The 18,070-nt window shown below is 49.4% G+C and carries 20 protein-coding genes and 1 other annotated feature; of the genes, 10 read left to right on the top strand and 10 right to left on the bottom strand.

Going from position 1 to position 18,070, the window contains the following annotated elements:
• The first annotated feature begins 15 nt into the window (after window positions 1-15).
• The gene (gene ilvD / locus PCH02S_RS11350) at window positions 16-1,701 is read left to right on the top strand and encodes a dihydroxy-acid dehydratase (protein ID WP_127453007.1); all 1,686 of its coding nucleotides are present in this window, start codon (window positions 16-18) and stop codon (window positions 1,699-1,701) included.
• Window positions 1,702-1,751: 50 nt separating this feature from the next.
• On the opposite strand, the gene PCH02S_RS11345 is transcribed toward ilvD, so the two are convergent.
• Entirely contained in the window at window positions 1,752-2,852 is a 1,101-nt protein-coding gene (locus PCH02S_RS11345) for a permease (RefSeq protein ID WP_246069036.1), read from the bottom strand.
• A 126-nt stretch (window positions 2,853-2,978) separates the two neighbouring features.
• Window positions 2,979-3,249, top strand: a binding site (T-box leader).
• A 57-nt stretch (window positions 3,250-3,306) separates the two neighbouring features.
• Here PCH02S_RS11345 and trpS point away from each other — a divergent pair.
• Window positions 3,307-4,290, top strand: coding sequence for a tryptophan--tRNA ligase (gene trpS / locus PCH02S_RS11340; RefSeq protein WP_127453005.1), 984 nt, complete (start codon window positions 3,307-3,309; stop codon window positions 4,288-4,290).
• 67 nt (window positions 4,291-4,357) lie between these two features.
• Here trpS and PCH02S_RS11335 read toward each other — a convergent pair whose 3' ends face one another.
• A complete protein-coding gene (locus PCH02S_RS11335) occupies window positions 4,358-4,540 on the bottom strand; it encodes a DUF5325 family protein (RefSeq protein ID WP_127453004.1) in 183 nt (60 codons plus the stop codon).
• Window positions 4,541-4,693: 153 nt separating this feature from the next.
• Between PCH02S_RS11335 and PCH02S_RS11330 the strand changes: the two genes are divergently transcribed.
• Window positions 4,694-4,921 carry a small, acid-soluble spore protein, alpha/beta type gene (locus PCH02S_RS11330; RefSeq protein WP_127453002.1) on the top strand — a complete coding sequence of 76 codons (228 nt, stop codon included), beginning with the start codon at window positions 4,694-4,696 and terminating at the stop codon, window positions 4,919-4,921.
• 122 nt (window positions 4,922-5,043) lie between these two features.
• On the opposite strand, the gene PCH02S_RS11325 is transcribed toward PCH02S_RS11330, so the two are convergent.
• Window positions 5,044-6,027: a metal-dependent hydrolase gene (locus PCH02S_RS11325; protein ID WP_127453000.1), complete on the bottom strand. Its 984-nt coding sequence runs from the start codon at window positions 6,025-6,027 to the stop codon at window positions 5,044-5,046.
• A gap of 86 nt (window positions 6,028-6,113) precedes the next feature.
• On the opposite strand from PCH02S_RS11325, the gene PCH02S_RS11320 reads away from it, so the two are divergent.
• Window positions 6,114-6,404, top strand: coding sequence for a hypothetical protein (locus PCH02S_RS11320; protein ID WP_127452998.1), 291 nt, complete (start codon window positions 6,114-6,116; stop codon window positions 6,402-6,404).
• A gap of 58 nt (window positions 6,405-6,462) precedes the next feature.
• Here PCH02S_RS11320 and gerQ read toward each other — a convergent pair whose 3' ends face one another.
• The 7 genes from gerQ to urtA all read right to left on the bottom strand — a co-directional run bounded on the left by gerQ (window position 6,463) and on the right by urtA (window position 12,859).
• The gene (gene gerQ, locus PCH02S_RS36390) at window positions 6,463-6,903 is read right to left on the bottom strand and encodes a spore coat protein GerQ (protein WP_246069035.1); all 441 of its coding nucleotides are present in this window, start codon (window positions 6,901-6,903) and stop codon (window positions 6,463-6,465) included.
• Window positions 6,904-7,041: 138 nt separating this feature from the next.
• Window positions 7,042-7,734, bottom strand: coding sequence for a response regulator transcription factor (locus PCH02S_RS11310; protein ID WP_127452996.1), 693 nt, complete (start codon window positions 7,732-7,734; stop codon window positions 7,042-7,044).
• Window positions 7,735-7,963: 229 nt separating this feature from the next.
• Window positions 7,964-8,659: an urea ABC transporter ATP-binding subunit UrtE gene (gene urtE, locus PCH02S_RS11305; RefSeq protein WP_164819523.1), complete on the bottom strand. Its 696-nt coding sequence runs from the start codon at window positions 8,657-8,659 to the stop codon at window positions 7,964-7,966.
• Entirely contained in the window at window positions 8,652-9,449 is a 798-nt protein-coding gene (gene urtD, locus PCH02S_RS11300) for an urea ABC transporter ATP-binding protein UrtD (protein ID WP_127452992.1), read from the bottom strand. The genes urtE and urtD overlap by 8 nt, the downstream gene beginning before the upstream one ends.
• Before the next feature lie 46 nt (window positions 9,450-9,495).
• Complete coding sequence (gene urtC / locus PCH02S_RS11295; RefSeq protein ID WP_127452990.1) at window positions 9,496-10,572, bottom strand: urea ABC transporter permease subunit UrtC; 1,077 nt, start codon at window positions 10,570-10,572, stop codon at window positions 9,496-9,498.
• 21 nt (window positions 10,573-10,593) lie between these two features.
• The gene (urtB, locus tag PCH02S_RS11290; RefSeq protein ID WP_127452988.1) at window positions 10,594-11,499 is read right to left on the bottom strand and encodes an urea ABC transporter permease subunit UrtB; all 906 of its coding nucleotides are present in this window, start codon (window positions 11,497-11,499) and stop codon (window positions 10,594-10,596) included.
• 97 nt (window positions 11,500-11,596) lie between these two features.
• Window positions 11,597-12,859 (bottom strand): urea ABC transporter substrate-binding protein, encoded by a 1,263-nt coding sequence (gene urtA / locus PCH02S_RS11285; RefSeq protein ID WP_246069034.1) that lies wholly within the window; start codon window positions 12,857-12,859, stop codon window positions 11,597-11,599.
• Between the two features lie 284 nt (window positions 12,860-13,143).
• Here urtA and PCH02S_RS11280 point away from each other — a divergent pair, with 284 nt between their 5' ends.
• The 6 genes from PCH02S_RS11280 to PCH02S_RS11255 are packed head-to-tail and all read left to right on the top strand — an operon-like array spanning window position 13,144 to window position 17,848.
• Window positions 13,144-13,446: an urease subunit gamma gene (locus PCH02S_RS11280; protein ID WP_127452987.1), complete on the top strand. Its 303-nt coding sequence runs from the start codon at window positions 13,144-13,146 to the stop codon at window positions 13,444-13,446.
• A 34-nt stretch (window positions 13,447-13,480) separates the two neighbouring features.
• Window positions 13,481-13,849, top strand: a complete 369-nt coding sequence (gene ureB / locus PCH02S_RS11275) for an urease subunit beta (RefSeq protein WP_127452985.1) — start codon at window positions 13,481-13,483, stop codon at window positions 13,847-13,849.
• Entirely contained in the window at window positions 13,846-15,561 is a 1,716-nt protein-coding gene (gene ureC / locus PCH02S_RS11270) for an urease subunit alpha (protein WP_127452983.1), read from the top strand. The genes ureB and ureC overlap by 4 nt, the downstream gene beginning before the upstream one ends.
• A 19-nt stretch (window positions 15,562-15,580) precedes the next feature.
• Complete coding sequence (locus tag PCH02S_RS11265; RefSeq protein ID WP_127452981.1) at window positions 15,581-16,315, top strand: urease accessory protein UreF; 735 nt, start codon at window positions 15,581-15,583, stop codon at window positions 16,313-16,315.
• Between the two features lie 23 nt (window positions 16,316-16,338).
• A complete protein-coding gene (gene ureG, locus PCH02S_RS11260; RefSeq protein ID WP_127452979.1) occupies window positions 16,339-17,001 on the top strand; it encodes an urease accessory protein UreG in 663 nt (220 codons plus the stop codon).
• The gene (locus PCH02S_RS11255) at window positions 16,994-17,848 is read left to right on the top strand and encodes an urease accessory protein UreD (RefSeq protein ID WP_127452977.1); all 855 of its coding nucleotides are present in this window, start codon (window positions 16,994-16,996) and stop codon (window positions 17,846-17,848) included. Before ureG ends, PCH02S_RS11255 begins: the two co-directional genes overlap by 8 nt.
• The last annotated feature ends 222 nt before the right edge of the window (window positions 17,849-18,070 follow it).

Genomic DNA, 18,070 nt, shown 5'->3' with positions numbered 1-18,070 from the left:
TAGGAGGAATAGAGAATGGCTCATCCAAAACAGCGTAGCGACATGATTAAAAAAGGATTCGACCGCGCTCCACACCGCAGTTTGTTGCGTGCAGCCGGCGTTAAAGAGGAAGATTTCGGCAAGCCGTTCATTGCGGTTTGTAACTCTTATATAGACATTATCCCTGGGCATGTCCATTTGCAAGAATTCGGTAAGCTGGTGAAAGAAGCGATCCGTGAAGCAGGCGGCGTTCCTTTCGAGTTCAACACGATTGGTGTTGACGATGGTATCGCAATGGGTCATATCGGTATGCGTTATTCCCTGCCAAGCCGTGAAATTATTGCGGACTCCTTGGAAACTGTCGTAAACGCGCATTGGTTCGATGGTCTTATCTGTATTCCTAACTGTGATAAAATTACGCCGGGTATGATCATGGGCGCGCTTCGCGTTAACATCCCAACGATGTTAGTCAGCGGTGGCCCAATGAAAGCCGGTAAAGATAAAAATGGTAAATCCATTTCCTTGTCCTCCGTTTTCGAGGGCGTAGGTGCTTTCCAAGCGGGTAAATTGGATGAAGCTGGTCTGGAAGAGCTTGAGCAATATGGTTGTCCGACTTGCGGATCTTGTTCCGGTATGTTCACAGCGAACTCCATGAACTGTTTGGCAGAAGGTCTAGGCCTTGCTATGCCAGGTAACGGTACAATCTTGGCTGTTGCTGAAGAGCGTAAGCAATTCGTGAAAGACTGCGCGAAACAACTGATGACTTTGATCGAGAAAGACATTAAACCGCGTGATATCGTAACGATTGAAGCGATTGACAACGCGTTTGCACTTGATATGGCGATGGGTGGCTCCACGAATACGGTTCTTCACACATTGGCTATCGCTGCTGAAGCTGGCATCGAATACCCGATTGCTCGCATTAATGAAGTGGCAGAGCGTGTTCCTCACCTTGCCAAAATCGCTCCAGCTTCCGATTATCACATTGAAGATGTGCATTTAGCCGGCGGCGTTAGCGCGGTTATTAACGAGCTATTGAAAAAGCCAGGCGCTTTCGATGGCGATCGTCTTTCCGTTACTGCACAAACGATTCGTGAAAACGTAGCTGGTTGTGAAATCCAGAATACGGACGTTATTCGTCCGTTAAGCAACCCGCACAGCGAAAGAGGCGGACTGGCTGTTCTATTCGGTAACCTTGCTCCTGAGGGCAGTATCGTTAAAGTCGGAGCGGTAGACAAATCCGTTGGCGGACGTCATGTAGGTCCTGCGATCTGCTTTGATTCCCAGGATGAGGCGCTTTACGGCATTGCCAATGGCAAAGTGAAAGAAGGCCACGTTGTTGTAATTCGCTATGAAGGGCCTAAAGGCGGACCTGGTATGCCGGAAATGCTAGCTCCAACGTCCCAAATCGTTGGTATGGGTCTAGGCGCGAAAGTTGCCTTGATTACAGACGGACGTTTCTCAGGCGCATCCCGCGGTATCTCCATCGGTCATATGTCTCCAGAGGCAGCTGAAGGCGGACCACTTGCATTCGTTCATGACGGCGACATTATCGATGTTGATATGGATGGCCGCAAAATCAATTTGCAAGTCAGCGATGAAGAGTTGGCGAAGCGCCGCGAAAGCTGGAAAGAGTTCCAACCGAAAATTAAAACCGGATATTTGGCGCGTTACACGAAAATGGTAACGAACGCGAGTGCCGGAGCTATTCTGAAATGGTAAAATAATAAACGGCCAGGGCTTATAAGCTCTGGCCGTTTTTATGTGCTTTTTTATAAAAAGAAATGCATAAATAGCAAGGAGCCGGTCAAAACCGTAATCGCGACAACGATGGAGAGCGTAAGCACGAAACGGGCTTTAAAGATGGATAACAGCATCAGCGTGCTTTTGACATCAATCATTGGGCCGAAGACGAGAAATGCCAGCAGAGAGCCTGGAGAGAACGATTTGGCGAATGAGGCGGCTACGAAAGCATCCGTTGTGGAGCATAACGAAAGCAAGTAGGCAAAACCCATCATAAAAACATGAGAGACGAAGGTCCCTTGGCCGATGGCGGATAAGCTGTCTTGGGCGACGAAGGTTTGAATGAGCGCGGTTAAGAAAGCGCCGAGCATGAGGTATTTGCTCATTTCGTACAGCTCGGATGTGCCGTGACTTAGCATGGTGGCAATTCGACTGTCACCGTGGGAGTGGTTGTGGCCGTGATCGTGGTGATGAGCATGATCATGCGCATGGACGTGGTCATGGTGATGATGATGATGATCGTGATCGTGATCGTGACTGTGATGCTCATGCACGTGGATGTGCTCAGTAGCATGCCCGCTACTGGCGTGGCGCAGCGGACTGCTTTTCAGAAAGCGGGTCAGGAGGAGACCGACAACGAGCGCAACTCCGAAGGTGAGCCCCATACGTGAATAAGCCATTTCCGGCGCACTGCGGAAAGCCATGAAGGTAGACGCGAACACGATCGGATTCAGAATCGGTCCGACGAGTATGAAAATAACGGCGATGTACACAGGCATTCCTTTGCGCATAAGCCGGCGAACGAAAGGTATCATGCCGCACTCGCAGAGTGGGAACATAATCCCCAGCACACAGGCAAACAGGATGCCGCCAAGAGGGTGCTTGGGTGTCATACGCCGGATGAACGCTTCCGGGATGAAGTTTTCAACGACGGTGGAGAGCAGGACCCCCATGAACATAAAAGGCAAGGCGTCGAGGAAAATGTCCATAAAAGCAGCAAATACATGCTTGATATCTTTCAGGATCGGCGCCATTGGCGGAAGCTCTCTCGTCGTTAGAATGAGGATGAGAAGACATGCGCAAATCACCGTGGAGATGGGAAGACTCCACCGGTATAGTGTTGATGACAATGTAGTGACACCCCTTTGCCCGTTGATGATAGGATCGTATGTTATCTATCCTATGTCCATGCCGGGAAAGATAGGACAAAGACCTTGGTTGACAATGGAAAGTCAAGGTGTATAATTATATAAAATCAATAAGCGATGACAGGAACAAGTACGTTTGTATCCCGTTACTCAGAGAGCCGGTGGTTGGTGCGAACCGGTGTAACGAGCAAACCGAATGGATCCTTGAGCTTGAGGCTGAACACAGATGAAGGTTACCGGAACCTAGGCCGGAAGAACATCCGAATCTGACAAGTATGCCGAACGGCTGCTCTCCGTTACAAGAGCCTGAAGGTCTATGCGGCAATTTATGCTTATCCATGGACAAATTAGGGTGGTACCACGGTCTCTCGTCCCTTGCGGGGAGAGGCCTTTTTGTTGTCTTTTTTAACTATGAGGAATGTGGAGGGATTTCACAATGAAACGAGTATTATCAGGCATGCAATCCAGCGGCCAGCTGACAATTGGAAATTATATTGGCGCTCTTCGCAACTATGTGAAGCTGCAGCATTTGCACCGTTGTTATTTTATGGTGGTGGATATGCACGCGATCACGGTGCCGCAGGATCCTGCAGCGCTGAAAGAACAAACGGAGTCCATTGCTGCTCTTTATATTGCGGCGGGGCTGGATCCGAATAAGGCATCCATCTTCCTGCAATCCCATGTTCACGCACATGCGGAGCTCGGCTGGATTATGACCACACTGACGCACATGGGCGAGCTTGAGCGCATGACGCAGTTCAAAGATAAATCGGAAGGCAAGGAATCCGTTGGCGCAGGCCTCTTTACGTATCCATCCCTTATGGCGGCAGACATTCTCTTGTACAATGCCGATTTGATCCCGGTTGGGGACGATCAGAAGCAGCATTTGGAGCTTACTCGCGATCTGGCTAACCGCTTTAACAACCGTTTTGGCGATATGTTCGTGATGCCGCAGCCTTATATGCCGGAGATTGGCGCAAGAATCATGTCCTTGGACGATGCTTCCAAGAAGATGAGCAAAAGCAGTCCAAATGCTGGAAGCTACATTGCCATGCTCGACGACCCGTCTGTCATCCGTAAGAAACTTAGCCGTGCCGTGACAGATTCTGGCCGTGAAGTGAAATACGATCCGCAGAATAAACCGGAGGTTAGTAATCTGATCTCGATCTACTCGCATTTTGCTGAGATGAGTGTAGCTGAGATTGAAGCCCGATACGATGGCCAAGGTTACGGACCGTTCAAAAAGGATTTGGCGGAGCAAATCGTGGCTGTCCTTGAGCCGATTCAACAGCGCTATCAGGAGATTCGCCGTTCCGGTGAGATTTTTGATATTTTGAAAAAAGGTGCGGAAGAAGCTGCTGAAGTCGCTAACGAAACCTTGCTTGAAGTGAAGAAGCGGATGGGCTTCGTAGTCATCTAAAAGAAAACGAAAAGAGCTCAAACAGCGCTAATCGCTGTTGAGCTCTTTTTTTGTGCAGCCGTCGTGGTTACGGCCGGGAATTTCTCTTGCGAATCTTTGCCTTAACGGCAAAGCCATAACCGATAAAGCCTAACGCGATGATCGTGCAAACAAGAATCATCCATGGCTGCCGGAGTGCGATAAATAGGGAGATGGAGGCAAGCAGAAGCGTGCCGATTATAGCGAATAAAAGCGCGAGCGGTTTACTCATGAACGTGACCTACTTTCTAGAAGTTTAAACAGTGTCTTCTTATTCTAAACTTTTTTGAGCGCTGTGCATATAAATTCATTTCCTCCACATACTATGTTTGCAAGCTTGCAAATACATCAAAGATCATAGCTGACTGAAAGGAGTCTGATCCTTATGGCACAATCTCGTAACAGCAACACTTTGGCCGTTCCACAAGCTACAGCAGCTCTAAATCAATTGAAATATGAGGTAGCTCAAGAACTGGGCATCCAAATTCCTCAAGATGGTTACATGGGCTATATGGCTACTCGCGATGCAGGTTCAATCGGGGGTAACATCACTCGTCGTCTAGTGCAAATCGCTGAGCAAACGTTGGCTGGCCAATCCGGCTTCCGCAGCTAAGAAGCGATAACCCGTTATTAGTTTTCCCGATTATTGTAATATAAAAGCTCAGAGGCCTAAAAAACCTCTGGGCTTTTTTTCACGGAAAAGAAAAAGACGCGCCATGGCACGCGTCTCTTCGCTTAATAGAGATCGACTCGAAGTTTCTTCTCCAGTCTGGTGTCGTTGACCCAGCCTACGTAAGAATCGAGCGTTTTGAAATTGTGGTCCATATGGATGACGCCTACGAACGGGTATTGTTTACGGTGGCGATAACGCACATCGGCCCATCTGACTTCGTAACCCCAGCGATGTTCTTTCACTTCCGCGCAGGTGAACGATGAGAAATACAACAAAGCTTGAATGTCTTCATGCTTCTTGGAAGCTTCGACGGCTGGATGATCCTCACATCTCACGGTATCCAACCATTTGAGCTTGGAATTCTTCAGCTCGCCCAGCTGGAAAGTACCGTCTGCTCTTCTTTTTACGACATTCCAGACGTAAAGGTTGAATGTTACAATAAGTGTGTACTGATCGCCATGCTGGAACGTCGGATCCTTCCGGTAAAGGCCTTTTTCTACAATGTAATGGTCAAGCGTGCGCCAAATGTAGTAAAGGGCGATGATGCCATATAAGGTTGGGAAAACAAGCCTTGGACTAGCTACGTGGAAGGACCACATGAAGATAGCCGCTATGTGGCTCGAAAAGATAAAGGGATCGAAGATATGGATGATGTTCCACGATACCCACTTTTCAGAAAATGGCCGAATGGCTTGTGTACCATATGTGTTGAAACAATCGCTGAAAACGTGAAAACAAACTGCGATCCCGACCCACATTCCTAGATGCAGCAGAGGGACTCCGTGAAAAAATAAAGCGAGTGCACTAGTGATCAATAGCGTCCAAATCAGTAAAGCGGGCAAAGAGTGGGAACGACCGCGATGATTGCGGATATACGTGGCGTTGTTCTTGAAACGAAGCAGCCCGTCCACATCCGGAATCTGTGAACCGATAACGGTTCCGATGAAGACAGCAGTTGTAGCGGCTGAATCCGCGGAAACGCTGGGATCAATCTGCGACAGTCCTGCTAACCCTAAGCCAATAACAAGATGTGTTCCTGTGTCCAAGTGGGTTTCTCCTCCTAAGGTCATTTTCCGTCTTCTTATTAGTTTACCATTTTGGAGTAAAAAATAAATCAGAGGGAGATCTAAAAATGTCTAAAGTTTTTGTAGAGTATGCCATAAATCCCGAATATCGGGACTCTTTTCTCATCTATATGCAGGAGTGGCAAAAGCGGGAAGGGCGTTTGGAGGTATTGGAGGGAACGGACCAGCCAGGACTTTTTGTAGAAATTTGGAGCGAAGTGAGCAGAGATGAATATATCGTGATGAAGGAAGAACGATTGCAGCAAGGCGGAGGGCGGGACAATCTGGCAGCGTGGGAAAAGTGGGTCAAAGGCGGATTAAGCAAGCTGCATATGTGGCATTTTGCCCCGATTGAATAACAAAAGAAAACCGCTGCCTTGGTTAAGGTTAGCGGTTTATTAAGGTGTAGCATCCGTATTATTTTCTGTTGGCATAGGGATAGTAGTAATTTAATTCCTCGTCGAATGTAATGTAGTCCAGGTTCACCATAAGCAGTAAGTAGCGCATGCCTGTAGCCGGATCGCTGATGATGATATGGTCGCGTCCTGCTGCTTCCAACTTGCCTTTGAAAATTTTGGCATTCCATTGCGAGTTATTTTCGTATGTCATGTAGAGCGTAGCCATTTTGCCAAGATTAAGCCGCAGAATATTCTCGATATAAGATTCTTCCATCGGTAAGCCAGGTACGTTTACACCGGTTTGCAGGCCAGTTCCTGTAGACGGCAGCGTGGAGCCGCTAGGCTGCATAGGAACCATTTTGTTCGTAATTGCTGTTGGGACCGGGTAGGCTGGGTATGGAGTTCCGCTGAATGTTGGCATTTGCGCCTGATTGCCAATTTTGTAAGGGTTATTCAACATAACTGTAAATCCTCCTTGGAGCTTTCCTTGTGGAAGCTTTCTTCTTGTGAAGCATACACCTCATCATATTGTGCATTCGCCTATTTGGTGACTGATTTCCCCGTTCATCTGCAAAATAAAAAAGCTCCGAAAGGGAGCTTAACTCAGTAAAAATTTATATCCGACACCCCAGACGGTTTTAATATATTTCGGTTCTTTCGGGTCGGTTTCTATTTTTTTGCGAAGGTTTGCGATATGTACATCTATGGCGCGCTCGGTAACATAGGAATCGAAACCGCGTACCCGGTTGAGCAGCTCCTCGCGGCTGTAAACACGGCCTTGATTTTGCCATAATAGCTTCATAATCTCGAATTCGGAGAACGTGGTCTCAATTAATTTGTTATGTACAAAAAGACACCGTTTCTCGAGATCCAGGTAGACAATCTGATTGGTTGAAGGCTCAGCTGCGGCAGCTGCGACATGGGCAAAAGCGGTCGAACGGCGCAATAAGGCTTGTACCCTTGCAGCTAATTCTCTCATGGAGAAAGGCTTGCATAAGTAATCATCTGCTCCCGTTTGCAGACCCTTGATTCGGTCGGAAACTTCACTTTTGGCCGAAACCATGAGAATGGGTATAGTCGAAGCTGTTCGGAAGGAAGTGCATAGCTGGATTCCGTCAACATCTGGCAGCATGATATCAAGAACAATGACATCAGGATTGAAATCCCTGAATAAGGTTTCTCCTTGGCGGCCATTCTCCGCCCGCATGACTTGATAACCTTCTTCGTACAAATAAATGGACATCATTTCACCAATGCTAAGATCATCTTCAATAATTAAAACTTTAGACATAAACGTTCCCCTCCTTTTCCTTCAAAAGGCTCGGTGCTCGATATGCCGGACGCAACATTCGATCCTATATGTAACATGTTATCATTATCCATTTTGTGCCGTCCAGTTTTTAGGCAATAATTTCAATTTCTTTTCAAAAAAGAAAAAAGGAAGCTGGATGGTACTTGATGCCTAAAGTTAGGTCAAGTAATCCAGCTTCCTTTGGTAGGGTGAGCATTCAGGAACGAATTCATACGGTTAAGTGCTTTCGAACTTGATCTTCGCTCAACTGCTCGGCATGACCTTCGGCGGCAACCGTCCCCCGGTCTATGACATAATAATAATCCGCGATGCTCGTGGCGAACTCCAAGCTTTGCTCGACCAATAAGACGGCTATCTCTCTTCTCCGTTTAATGGATTCGATAATGGCCTCAATCTCCATCACGATGGAAGGTTGGATGCCCTCCATAGGTTCATCCAGCAGCAGAAGTTTCGGACCGGCAGCCAGAGCACGGGCGATTGCCAGCTGCTGCTGCTGTCCGCCGCTGAGGTCTCCCCCTTTGCGGTGAAGCATTTGCCGTAGAACGGGGAAGGTGTCAAAGAGAGACTCGGGCAGCTTCTTTCTCCCGTCTGTCGCGGCTTCGAGACCGAGCAGCAAGTTTTCCTCAACCGATAACTGAGGGAAGATTTCTCGGCCTTGCGGCACATAACCGATGCCCGATTTTGCGCGCTGATCTGGAGGAAGGGTCGTGATGTCCCGCTCGTTATAGTGAATGGAACCGGATTTGGGCTTAACGAGACCCATGATGCTTTTCATGAGCGTTGACTTGCCTACGCCGTTGCGTCCCATCAGACAAACGATCTGTCCAGGCTTCACAAGCATGTTTACTTGGCGAACGACCATGCTTTCCCCATAACCGGTTTCGATGTTTTGAAGATTAAGCACCGCGCTCCACTCTCCTTCCCAGATATACCTCAGCAACCCTATCGTCATTCTGGATATCCTGCATCGTGCCCTCGCGAAGGACGGTACCTTCATGAAGCACGGTGACCGTTTTGGCAAATTGGCGAACAAATGCCATGTCATGCTCGACCACGATAATCGTTTGATCCGCTGCGATTTCATGGAGCAGCTCGCCCGTCTTCTCGGTTTCGCTATCGGTCATGCCGGCAGCCGGCTCATCGAGCAGCAGAAGATCAGGCTCCTGCATCAGCAGCATGCCGATTTCGAGCCACTGCTTCTCCCCGTGGGAAAGGGAGCCGGCGCGTTCTTTGGCCTTGCTTTGCAGGCCGATCATAGCAAGTCTTTGGTGCAGGCGATCCCGCTGTTCGCTGGTCGTTTTGGCCCAGAGTGCGCTAAGAAGTCCGCGCTTTTGTTTCATGGATAAGGCTAGATTTTCAAATACCGTTAAGGTTGAAAAGACAGAGGGGGCTTGGAATTTGCGTCCAATCCCGAGCTGTGCAATTTGATGCTCTTGATGCTTGGCAAGATCAATGGTGTCTTTGAAAAAAACTTCACCTAACGAAGGTTTCACTTTCCCGCAAATGACATCCAGGAGCGTTGTTTTACCGGCCCCGTTGGGCCCGATGAGAAAGCGAAGCTCGCCGTATTCCAAGGAAAAGTCGAGATTGCGCAAGGCTTTAAAACCGTCGAAGCTGACCTCGAGCCCTTTTACGCTTAATATTTTTGCGCCAGGCACAGGCACAGGTTGTTGCTCTGCTAATTGTCCGAGCATGGGAGGTTCCTCCTTCTATTATTCATGAAACAAATGACGGGCCAGGTTATCTGGCTTCTTGCGAGGAAGAAATCGGCTTAGGCAGCACAGGCTTCTTCCAATTGGATGTGTAATGGGTAATGGTGCCGACAATTCCTTTGGGGAGTAAAAGCACAACAATAATGAACATCGCGCCGAGCATGATGGGCCACCAAGCGGGATAGGCTTCGCTGAACGTTGTTTTGGCCGCGTTGGTCACGAGAGCTCCCAGAACAGCGCCTCCAATGGTGGAACGTCCCCCAATAGCGACCCATAACACCATTTCAATGGAGGGAACAATCCCCATCTGAGCGGGGGAAATGATTCCTTCCTGAAGTACGAAGAGCACGCCGGCGAGTCCGGCCAATCCTGCAGAAGTGCAGTATATGAATACTTTGTACGTAACCGGATTGTAGCCGATGAAGCGAACCCGATTTTCTCCATCACGGATGGCGGTCAGAATATTGCCCATACGGCTGGTGACGAGCAGGCTGCATAGGATTAGCACGATGGCAACGACAGCTAAGGTGAGATAGAAGAAAAGCAACTTTGTTGACTCTGCTTGCAGGTTTAAGCCTAAAAAGGAGTCGAAATTCGTAAGCCCGTTCGTTCCCCCTGTGTATCCTTGTTGGCCAACGAATAAGGTCACTGTAATAATGACAAGAGCTTGCGACAGGATGGAAAAAAAGGCGCCTTTAATCCGGTTGCGAAAGGTAAAATAACCTAAAATGAAGGCGACCATCATAGGAATGATGAGGGCTAGCAGAAAAGCCGCGCCTGCCGAATGGAAGGGAATCCAGAACCAGGGCAAGCTTTCGACACCGCTCCAGGACATGAAATCAGGCAGCTCTCCCGGACTCGCGGCTAGTTTTAGATGCATCGCCATACAGTAGGCGCCGAGCCCGAAGTATACGCCATGTCCGAGACTCAAGATGCCGGTGTAACCCCAAATCAGATCAATTCCCATGGCAATAATGGCATAGGCGAGAAACTTGCCGAGAAGCGAAAGGCGGAAATCAGACAAATACAGTGGAGCAAAAGCCAACACGATTAAAAAAACGGTGTAAACCATCAGTTTCAACTTGGATTGTCCGGCGAAAAGCATGGAAGATGCCACATCCTTTCTTCAATCTAAGGATCTTGAACGGATCGTCACAAGTCCCATCGGTTTCCATTGCAAGAAGGCGATGATCAGTGTGAAGACAAGTACTTTGCCAATTGTCGCGCTGGTTGTGTACTCGAGCGCGGTATTGAACACGCCGATGCCCAAAGCTCCGGCGACGGTCCCAATCAGCTTCCCGATGCCGCCAAGCACAACAACCATGAAGGCGTCAACGATGTAATATGTGCCGATCGTTGGTCCAATAGGTCCGACCAAGGTTAGTGCACATCCGGCAATGCCGGCCATTCCTGAGCCAAAAGCGAAGGATTGCGCATCTACTCTGCGTGTAGAAATGCCAAGGCAGGCAGCCATTTGGCGGTTCTGCATCACGGCTCTCATCCGTCTGCCGCCTGCTGAGTGATATAAGTACATATAGATAACGAAGATACACAGCGCGACCAGCGCAATAATGAAGAGGCGCTTGTAAGGCAGCGTGAGGTCCGCTGTAAGGCGCAGCCCTCCTTCCAACCACTCAGGGGCTTTCACTGCGACGTTAGGCGCGCCGAATATGGATCGGGCCACCTGCTGCAGGGCTAAGCTGACGCCCCATGTGGCAAGCAGGCTGTCTAATGGCCTGCCGTACATGAACCGTATGAGGCAAACCTCCAGCAGCCATCCGACGAGGAAGGCTACAGCGAAGGCGACCCCGAGTGAAACGACGAAATACCAGCCGAAAGCTGAGGCGGGCAGGAACTTCTGGAACCCGTGCTGGACCAGATAGGCCATATAAGCTCCGATCATAATAAACTCACCGTGAGCCATATTCATGACATTCATAAGTCCGAATGTAATGGCAAGCCCAATAGCAATCAGGAGCAGGATGGAGCTGAGACTTAGGCCGTTGAATAATTGAAGCAGCAGCAAACTCATGACGATGCTTCCCCCTTAATGAACCCCGAGTAAAATAGTGAAATCCAGGGCTGCCGTCAGGCAGACCTGGTTTCAAGAGCAATCCTATCGGTGAGCTTTATTTCTTCGTTACTTCGCCGCCCCATGGATACGTTTTGAGGAAAGGGTCCGGTTTCAGCGGTTGACCGGAATTCCATACTTCTTTAATTAGCCCGTCAGCGCCGATTTGGCCGATACGCGCTGTTTTGGAAATATGCTGATTTTCGCCATCGATGGTAACTTTGCCTTCCGGTGATGACCACTCAATGCCTTTGGCCGCTGCTTTTACTTTTTCTACATCAAAAGAGCCTGCTTTTTTAACGGCTTCTGCCCATAGGTAAACGGCGGTGTAACCGGCTTCGATCGGATCATCCGTTACGCGGTCTTTGCCGTATTTCGCTTTGTAGGCTTCAACGAATTTTTTGTTCTCCGGAGTATCCGTAGTTTGGTAGTAATTCCAAGCTGTATAGTGTCCATCCAGAACAGAAGCTCCAATACCGCGAACTTCTTCCTCGGCGATACTAACCGACATGGTTGTTAAGTCTTTGGCCGTAATGCCAGCGTCTTTCAATTGCTTGAAGAAAGCTACGTTACTATCGCCATTGAGCGTATTGAAAACAACATCCGGCTTCTCTTTTTTGATTTTGCTAATAATTGTGTTGTAATCCGTGTGGCCAAGCGGCGTATACTCTTCAGCGACAAGGGTGCCGCCTTCGGCTTTCAGCTGCTCTTTAATAATTTTGTTGGCTGTTCTTGGGAAAACATAGTCAGAACCGAGGAGGTAGAACTTCTTGCCTTTGTTTTGGAGGAGCCAGGTTACAGCGGGGATAATTTGTTGGTTCGTTGTTGCGCCGACATAGAAAATGTTCGGTGAGGATTCTACGCCTTCATACTGAACCGGATACCACAATAATCCTTTGTTTTGCTCGACGACCGGAAGGACCGCTTTACGGCTGGCTGACGTCCAGCAACCGAAAATTGTCACAACACTGTCCTTCTGCAGTAACTTCTTAGTTTTCTCTGCAAAAGTAGGCCAATCGGATGCGCCGTCTTCAATGACGGGCTTTAGTTTTTTGCCTAAGAGTCCCCCAGCTGCATTAATTTCATCAATCGCCATTAACTCCGCATCTCGTACAGATACTTCACTAATGGACATCGTGCCCGTCAGAGAGTGAAGAATACCAACAGGTACAGTCTCGTCTTTCGTTTCCGTTTTGACTTCTGCCGCCTTCGTTGCTGCGGTGGTTGCAGTAGGCTCCGACTTTGCACAGCCCGTTGCGACCAACATCAATGCCATGCTTAAAGCGACGGTGAGCTTCCCCTTGTTTCTTATCTCTCTCATGATTCGTCCCACTCCCTTACTTACAAGATTTGGATTACAAGGCTTATGATAAAGTGGGCAAAAGGTTAATGTCAATATTCATAACATAAATTGGTTTTCGTTTTGTGATTCATGCACAATGAAATGCAAATTCTTTGTGCTTGAAATATAAAATATGGAAAATAATTAGAATAATCACGTGTTTTATGTTAATTAATATGACATTGAAGATTTACAAGCATGAAATATCCGAATATAATAAGTGTAAAAGAATCCCATTATTCGGTTTTTGAAGAGGTGATGATGTGCATTTAACCGAACGTGAGAAAGAAAAGCTCCTCATAACGGTAGCTGCAGACTTAGCAAGGCGGCGACTGGCTAGAGGCGTAAAGCTGAATTATCCCGAAAGTATTGCACTTATTACATCTGAAATTATGGAAGGCGCCAGAGATGGCATGACGGTTGCCGAGCTGATGGCGTTCGGTACGACCATTTTGAAAGCAGAGCAAGTTATGGAAGGTGTTCCTCAGATGATTCATGACGTACAGGTAGAAGCTACATTTCCCGATGGTACGAAGCTGGTGACGGTTCACCAACCCATTACCTAATGAAATGAATGATTCGATCGAAAGGGGCGAGAAGATGGTTCCGGGAGAATATCGCATTAACAAGGGCGTTATAGAAATGAATAAAGGCAGACAAACCGTCGAAATCATCGTCACGAACACAGGAGATCGGCCTATTCAGGTGGGCTCCCACTATCACTTTTTTGAAGTGAATCGAGCATTGGCGTTTCCCAGAGAACTGGCCTTTGGCATGCATCTGGATATTCCAGCGGGGACGGCCGTCCGGTTCGAGCCTGGCGAGCAAAAACCGATTCAGCTTGTCGAGTTGGGCGGAGCCAAATTGTCCTATGGGCTAAATAACTTGAGCGAAGGGTTGGCGGTTAAGGACCAGATGTCCGCTGAGACGAGGGCAAGATGGCAGGCATGGGAGGGGAAAAGCGTGTGAGTCAAATAGATCGTAAGAGCTATGCGTTGATGTTCGGGCCTACGACCGGCGATGCTATTCGGTTGGCGGATACGGAATTATGGGCGCAAATTGAACATGATTACACTGTTTATGGGGACGAATGCAAATTTGGGGGTGGGAAAGTCATCCGGGACGGCATGGGACAGTCCAGTGGCGCCACCCGGGATCAAGGCGTGCTTGACACGCTGATCACGAACGCTGTCGTTATCGATCATTGGGGCATTGTGAAAGGTGATATCGGAATCAAAGATGGACATATCGTCGGAATTGGCAAAGCCGGCAACCCCGATATTATGGATGGTGTGCACCCGAATCTGATTGCCGGAGCAAGCACGGAGGTCATTGCTGGCGAAGGTAAAATCGTGACGGCTGGAGGCATTGATGCTCACATTCATTATATATGCCCTCAGCAGATCGAAACGGCGCTGTCCTCCGGCGTGACGACGATGATCGGCGGCGGCACAGGACCGGCGACCGGCACGAATGCAACAACCTGCACGCCCGGCGCCTGGCATATGCAGCGGATGCTGGAAGCTGCTGAAGCGTTCCCGATGAACTTGGGATTCACAGGGAAGGGAAATTCCTCGTTCTTGGCGCCATTAATTGAACAAATTGAAGCGGGCGCCATCGGTTTGAAGCTGCATGAAGATTGGGGAACGACACCGGCAGCGATTGACACGTGCCTGAAGGCAGCCGATCAATATGACGTCCAGGTCGCCATTCATACGGATACATTAAATGAAGCGGGATTTTTGGAGGATACGCTGGCGGCTATCAAAGGCCGTACCATCCACACGTATCATACGGAAGGAGCAGGCGGAGGGCATGCGCCGGATATTATCCGGGCTGCTGCTGAGCTGAATATACTGCCGTCTTCGACCAATCCGACACGCCCTTACACGATTAATACGATTGAAGAGCATTTGGATATGCTCATGGTTTGTCATCATTTGGACAGCCGGATTCCTGAGGATGTGGCATTTGCCGATTCGCGGATTCGCCCGGAAACGATCGCTGCCGAGGATATTCTGCATGATCTCGGAGTGTTCAGCATGCTGAGCTCGGATTCGCAGGCGATGGGCCGGGTTGGCGAGGTCATCATCCGCACCTGGCAAACGGCGGATAAGATGAAGAAACAGCGGGGACCGCTCGCTCCGGATACGGAGGAAGGCGACAATTTCCGCATCAAGCGATACATTGCCAAGTATACGATTAACCCTGCGATTACGCATGGCGTTTCGCATTTGGTTGGTTCCATCGAGCCAGGCAAATTTGCGGATCTAGTGGTTTGGAGCCCGATGTTCTTCGGGGTTAAACCCGATTTGGTGCTCAAAGGCGGCAGCATTGCCTACGCGCAAATGGGAGATCCCAATGCGTCCATTCCAACACCGCAGCCTGTGTTCGGAAGGCCGATGTTTGCGGCTTTCGGCAAAGCTTTGACCCAAAGCTCGATGACGTTCGTTTCTCAAACAGCTTATGACAATGGCATCGCGCAGAGACTCGGTCTACAGAAGCGGGTTGAGCCTGTGAAGGGCTGTCGCGAAATTTCGAAGAAAGACATGATTCATAACAACGAGACGCCTTCCATAGAAGTGAACCCGGAGACTTATGAAGTCAAAGTGGATGGCGAAGCCATCACCTGTGAGCCGGCGACGAAGCTTCCGATGGCGCAATTATATTTCCTATTTTAAAAAAATGTAGGTGATGCTCATGGATGAGACACAGCGGGCAGCGGACACTCAGCAAGAAGCAGCAGCCCCAAAGTTTCACTGGCTTGCCTATCAGCAGCTTCTAGATTCAGCATTGCCGATTGGGGGATTTTCACATTCCTTCGGCTTGGAAACGTTGGTTCAGCAAGGGCGTCTGGAAACCGTCGATGAGCTTGAGGTTTACATTAATACCATGCTCCTCCACAGCTGGTCATCGTCTGATGCAATGGTGATCAAAGCAGCCTACACCCATATTCCCCGAGGGGAGTGGGATCAGCTTTGGGCAATAGACCACATGCTGCATGTGCAGCGGGTATCCAGTGAGGCGAGAAGCGGCGTTCAGAAGATGGGACGCAGACTGCTGCAGTTATCCCGGGCTATGTATCCCGGACTGGATTGGAAGTCATTAGACGAAGCCGTGAAGGACGGGCGCTGCAGTGCCAATCATCCGATGGTACATGGATGGGTGAGCTATCACCTCGGCGTTCCGCTGGATCAAGCGGTGGAGGGATACCTGTACAGCTGTGTAATGACGTGTATCAACAGTGCTCTCAGGCTTATGTCCATGGGGCAAACGCAAGGCCAAATGCTGCTCGCCAAGGTAATTCCGTTGATCGGAAGCCAGTGGCAGCGCGTAGCTCATTTAGATCCTATGGATGCCTACACAAATTCACCCTCGGCTGATCTGGCGATGATGCAGCACGAGACCCTCTATTCGCGGTTGTTCATGTCTTAATTCAAATTCAAGGAGGAATAACTATGTGTCAAGGACAAGGTCATCATCATCACCATCAATGGGAGAAACCGGCTGTCGATCGGAGCCGTCCAATGCGTATTGGTATCGGCGGGCCTGTCGGCTCCGGCAAAACAGCTTTGGTCGAGCGTCTGGCACGCAAACTTGGCGACCGTTTCAGTATTGCGGTAATTACGAATGATATCTATACGAAGGAAGATGCTCGGATTCTGATCAGTTCGGAGGCGTTGCCCGAAGATCGCATTATCGGGGTGGAGACCGGAGGATGCCCACATACGGCGATTCGTGAAGATGCTTCCATGAATTTCGAAGCGATTGAAGAGCTGGAGCAGCGTTTTGAGCATCTCGATATCATATTCATCGAGAGTGGCGGCGATAATTTGGCTGCAGCCTTTAGCCCGGAATTAGTAGATCGCTTCATCTATATTATCGATGTTGCGCAAGGGGAGAAAATTCCGCGCAAAGGCGGGCCTGGCATTATGAGATCCGATATGCTCATCATCAACAAAATCGATTTGGCTCCGTATGTCGGCGCCAGCCTGGACGTCATGGACTCGGATACGAAGAAAATGCGCGGCGACCGTCCGTATATTTTCTCCAACCTGATGGGCGGCACAGGTCTTGATGATATTGTGACATGGGTGGAGCAGGAGTTCAGCCATGCCTAAGGTGACCGGGGAGATCCAGGCAGCATTTGCGGTACGCAGCGGCTTCACGCAGCTGGTTCACAAATATCACGCCTCCCCGCTCAAAATCGCCAAAACGTTCCGTTATGAGAACGATACGTTCACCGGAGAGCAGCCCGTGGAACAACTGGGCGTTTATATGATGGACTGCTCCCCGGGACTGATGTCAGGGGATCATTACGAAATCAACGTGCGCCTTGAAGAGGGCGCACGTGTTTTTCTAACGAACCAGTCGTTCACGAAGGTTCATCCTTCCCTGGGGGAGCAAGGAAGCACGCAGCGCCAGTCGCTGCATGTGGCGTCTGGAGCGCTGCTGGAGTACATCCCCGAGCCGCTTATGCTTTACAGAGATGCACAACTATTCTCCGAAACGGAGGTGCATCTTGCTCCAGGAGCTGCGTGCATATTCTCTGATGTGCTCTGCCCGGGACGAACGCAGAGGGGAGAGATTTTTCAGTACTCGCGTTATACCAATCGAATGAAAGTTTGGTACGGCACGGAACTGATTTATTATCAGAACCAGAGAATCGAGCCCGGACATATGCAGCTCACAGCCCCTGGGAGTTGGGAGCAGGAAACGCATCTTGGGAATTTGTATATCTTCTCGGATCAGCTTGGGCAGAAGCACCTGGATGGCCTGCTGGCTTGCCTGGAGAAGATGAATGGCATTAAACAAGTACGTGTCGGTGCCAGCCTCACGTATAAACACGGGATCATTGTCACGGTCATGGGGCGGCATGCCTGGCAATTGCAGCATGCCCTTGCTCAAGCCTGGCAGGAATTACGCCGCAGCTTGCTTGCTTTAACCCCATTAATGGTTAATAAATAGGTCGGTAGGAGCCCTGAGGGCTCCTTTTTTGACGTGCTGGGATTTATATGTCTTTGGGGTTTGCAACTATCCTTTAGGCGGCTTCTCCCTGCCAGGGGAACTACAGGCCACTATTTCAGCGAAATAGGCTCTTTTTCGTGCGGAGGGGAACTGTGGGCCGCTATTTGTCCGTTTTCTTAAAGAAAACGGAATTAGGCGGTCAAATAAGGCCCTGTTGTTCCG

The organism is Paenibacillus chondroitinus NBRC 15376, assembly GCF_004000765.1.
Taxonomy (GTDB): Bacteria; Bacillota; Bacilli; order Paenibacillales; family NBRC-103111; genus Paenibacillus_E; species Paenibacillus_E chondroitinus.
This window is presented reverse-complemented; position numbering and strand designations above follow the sequence as displayed.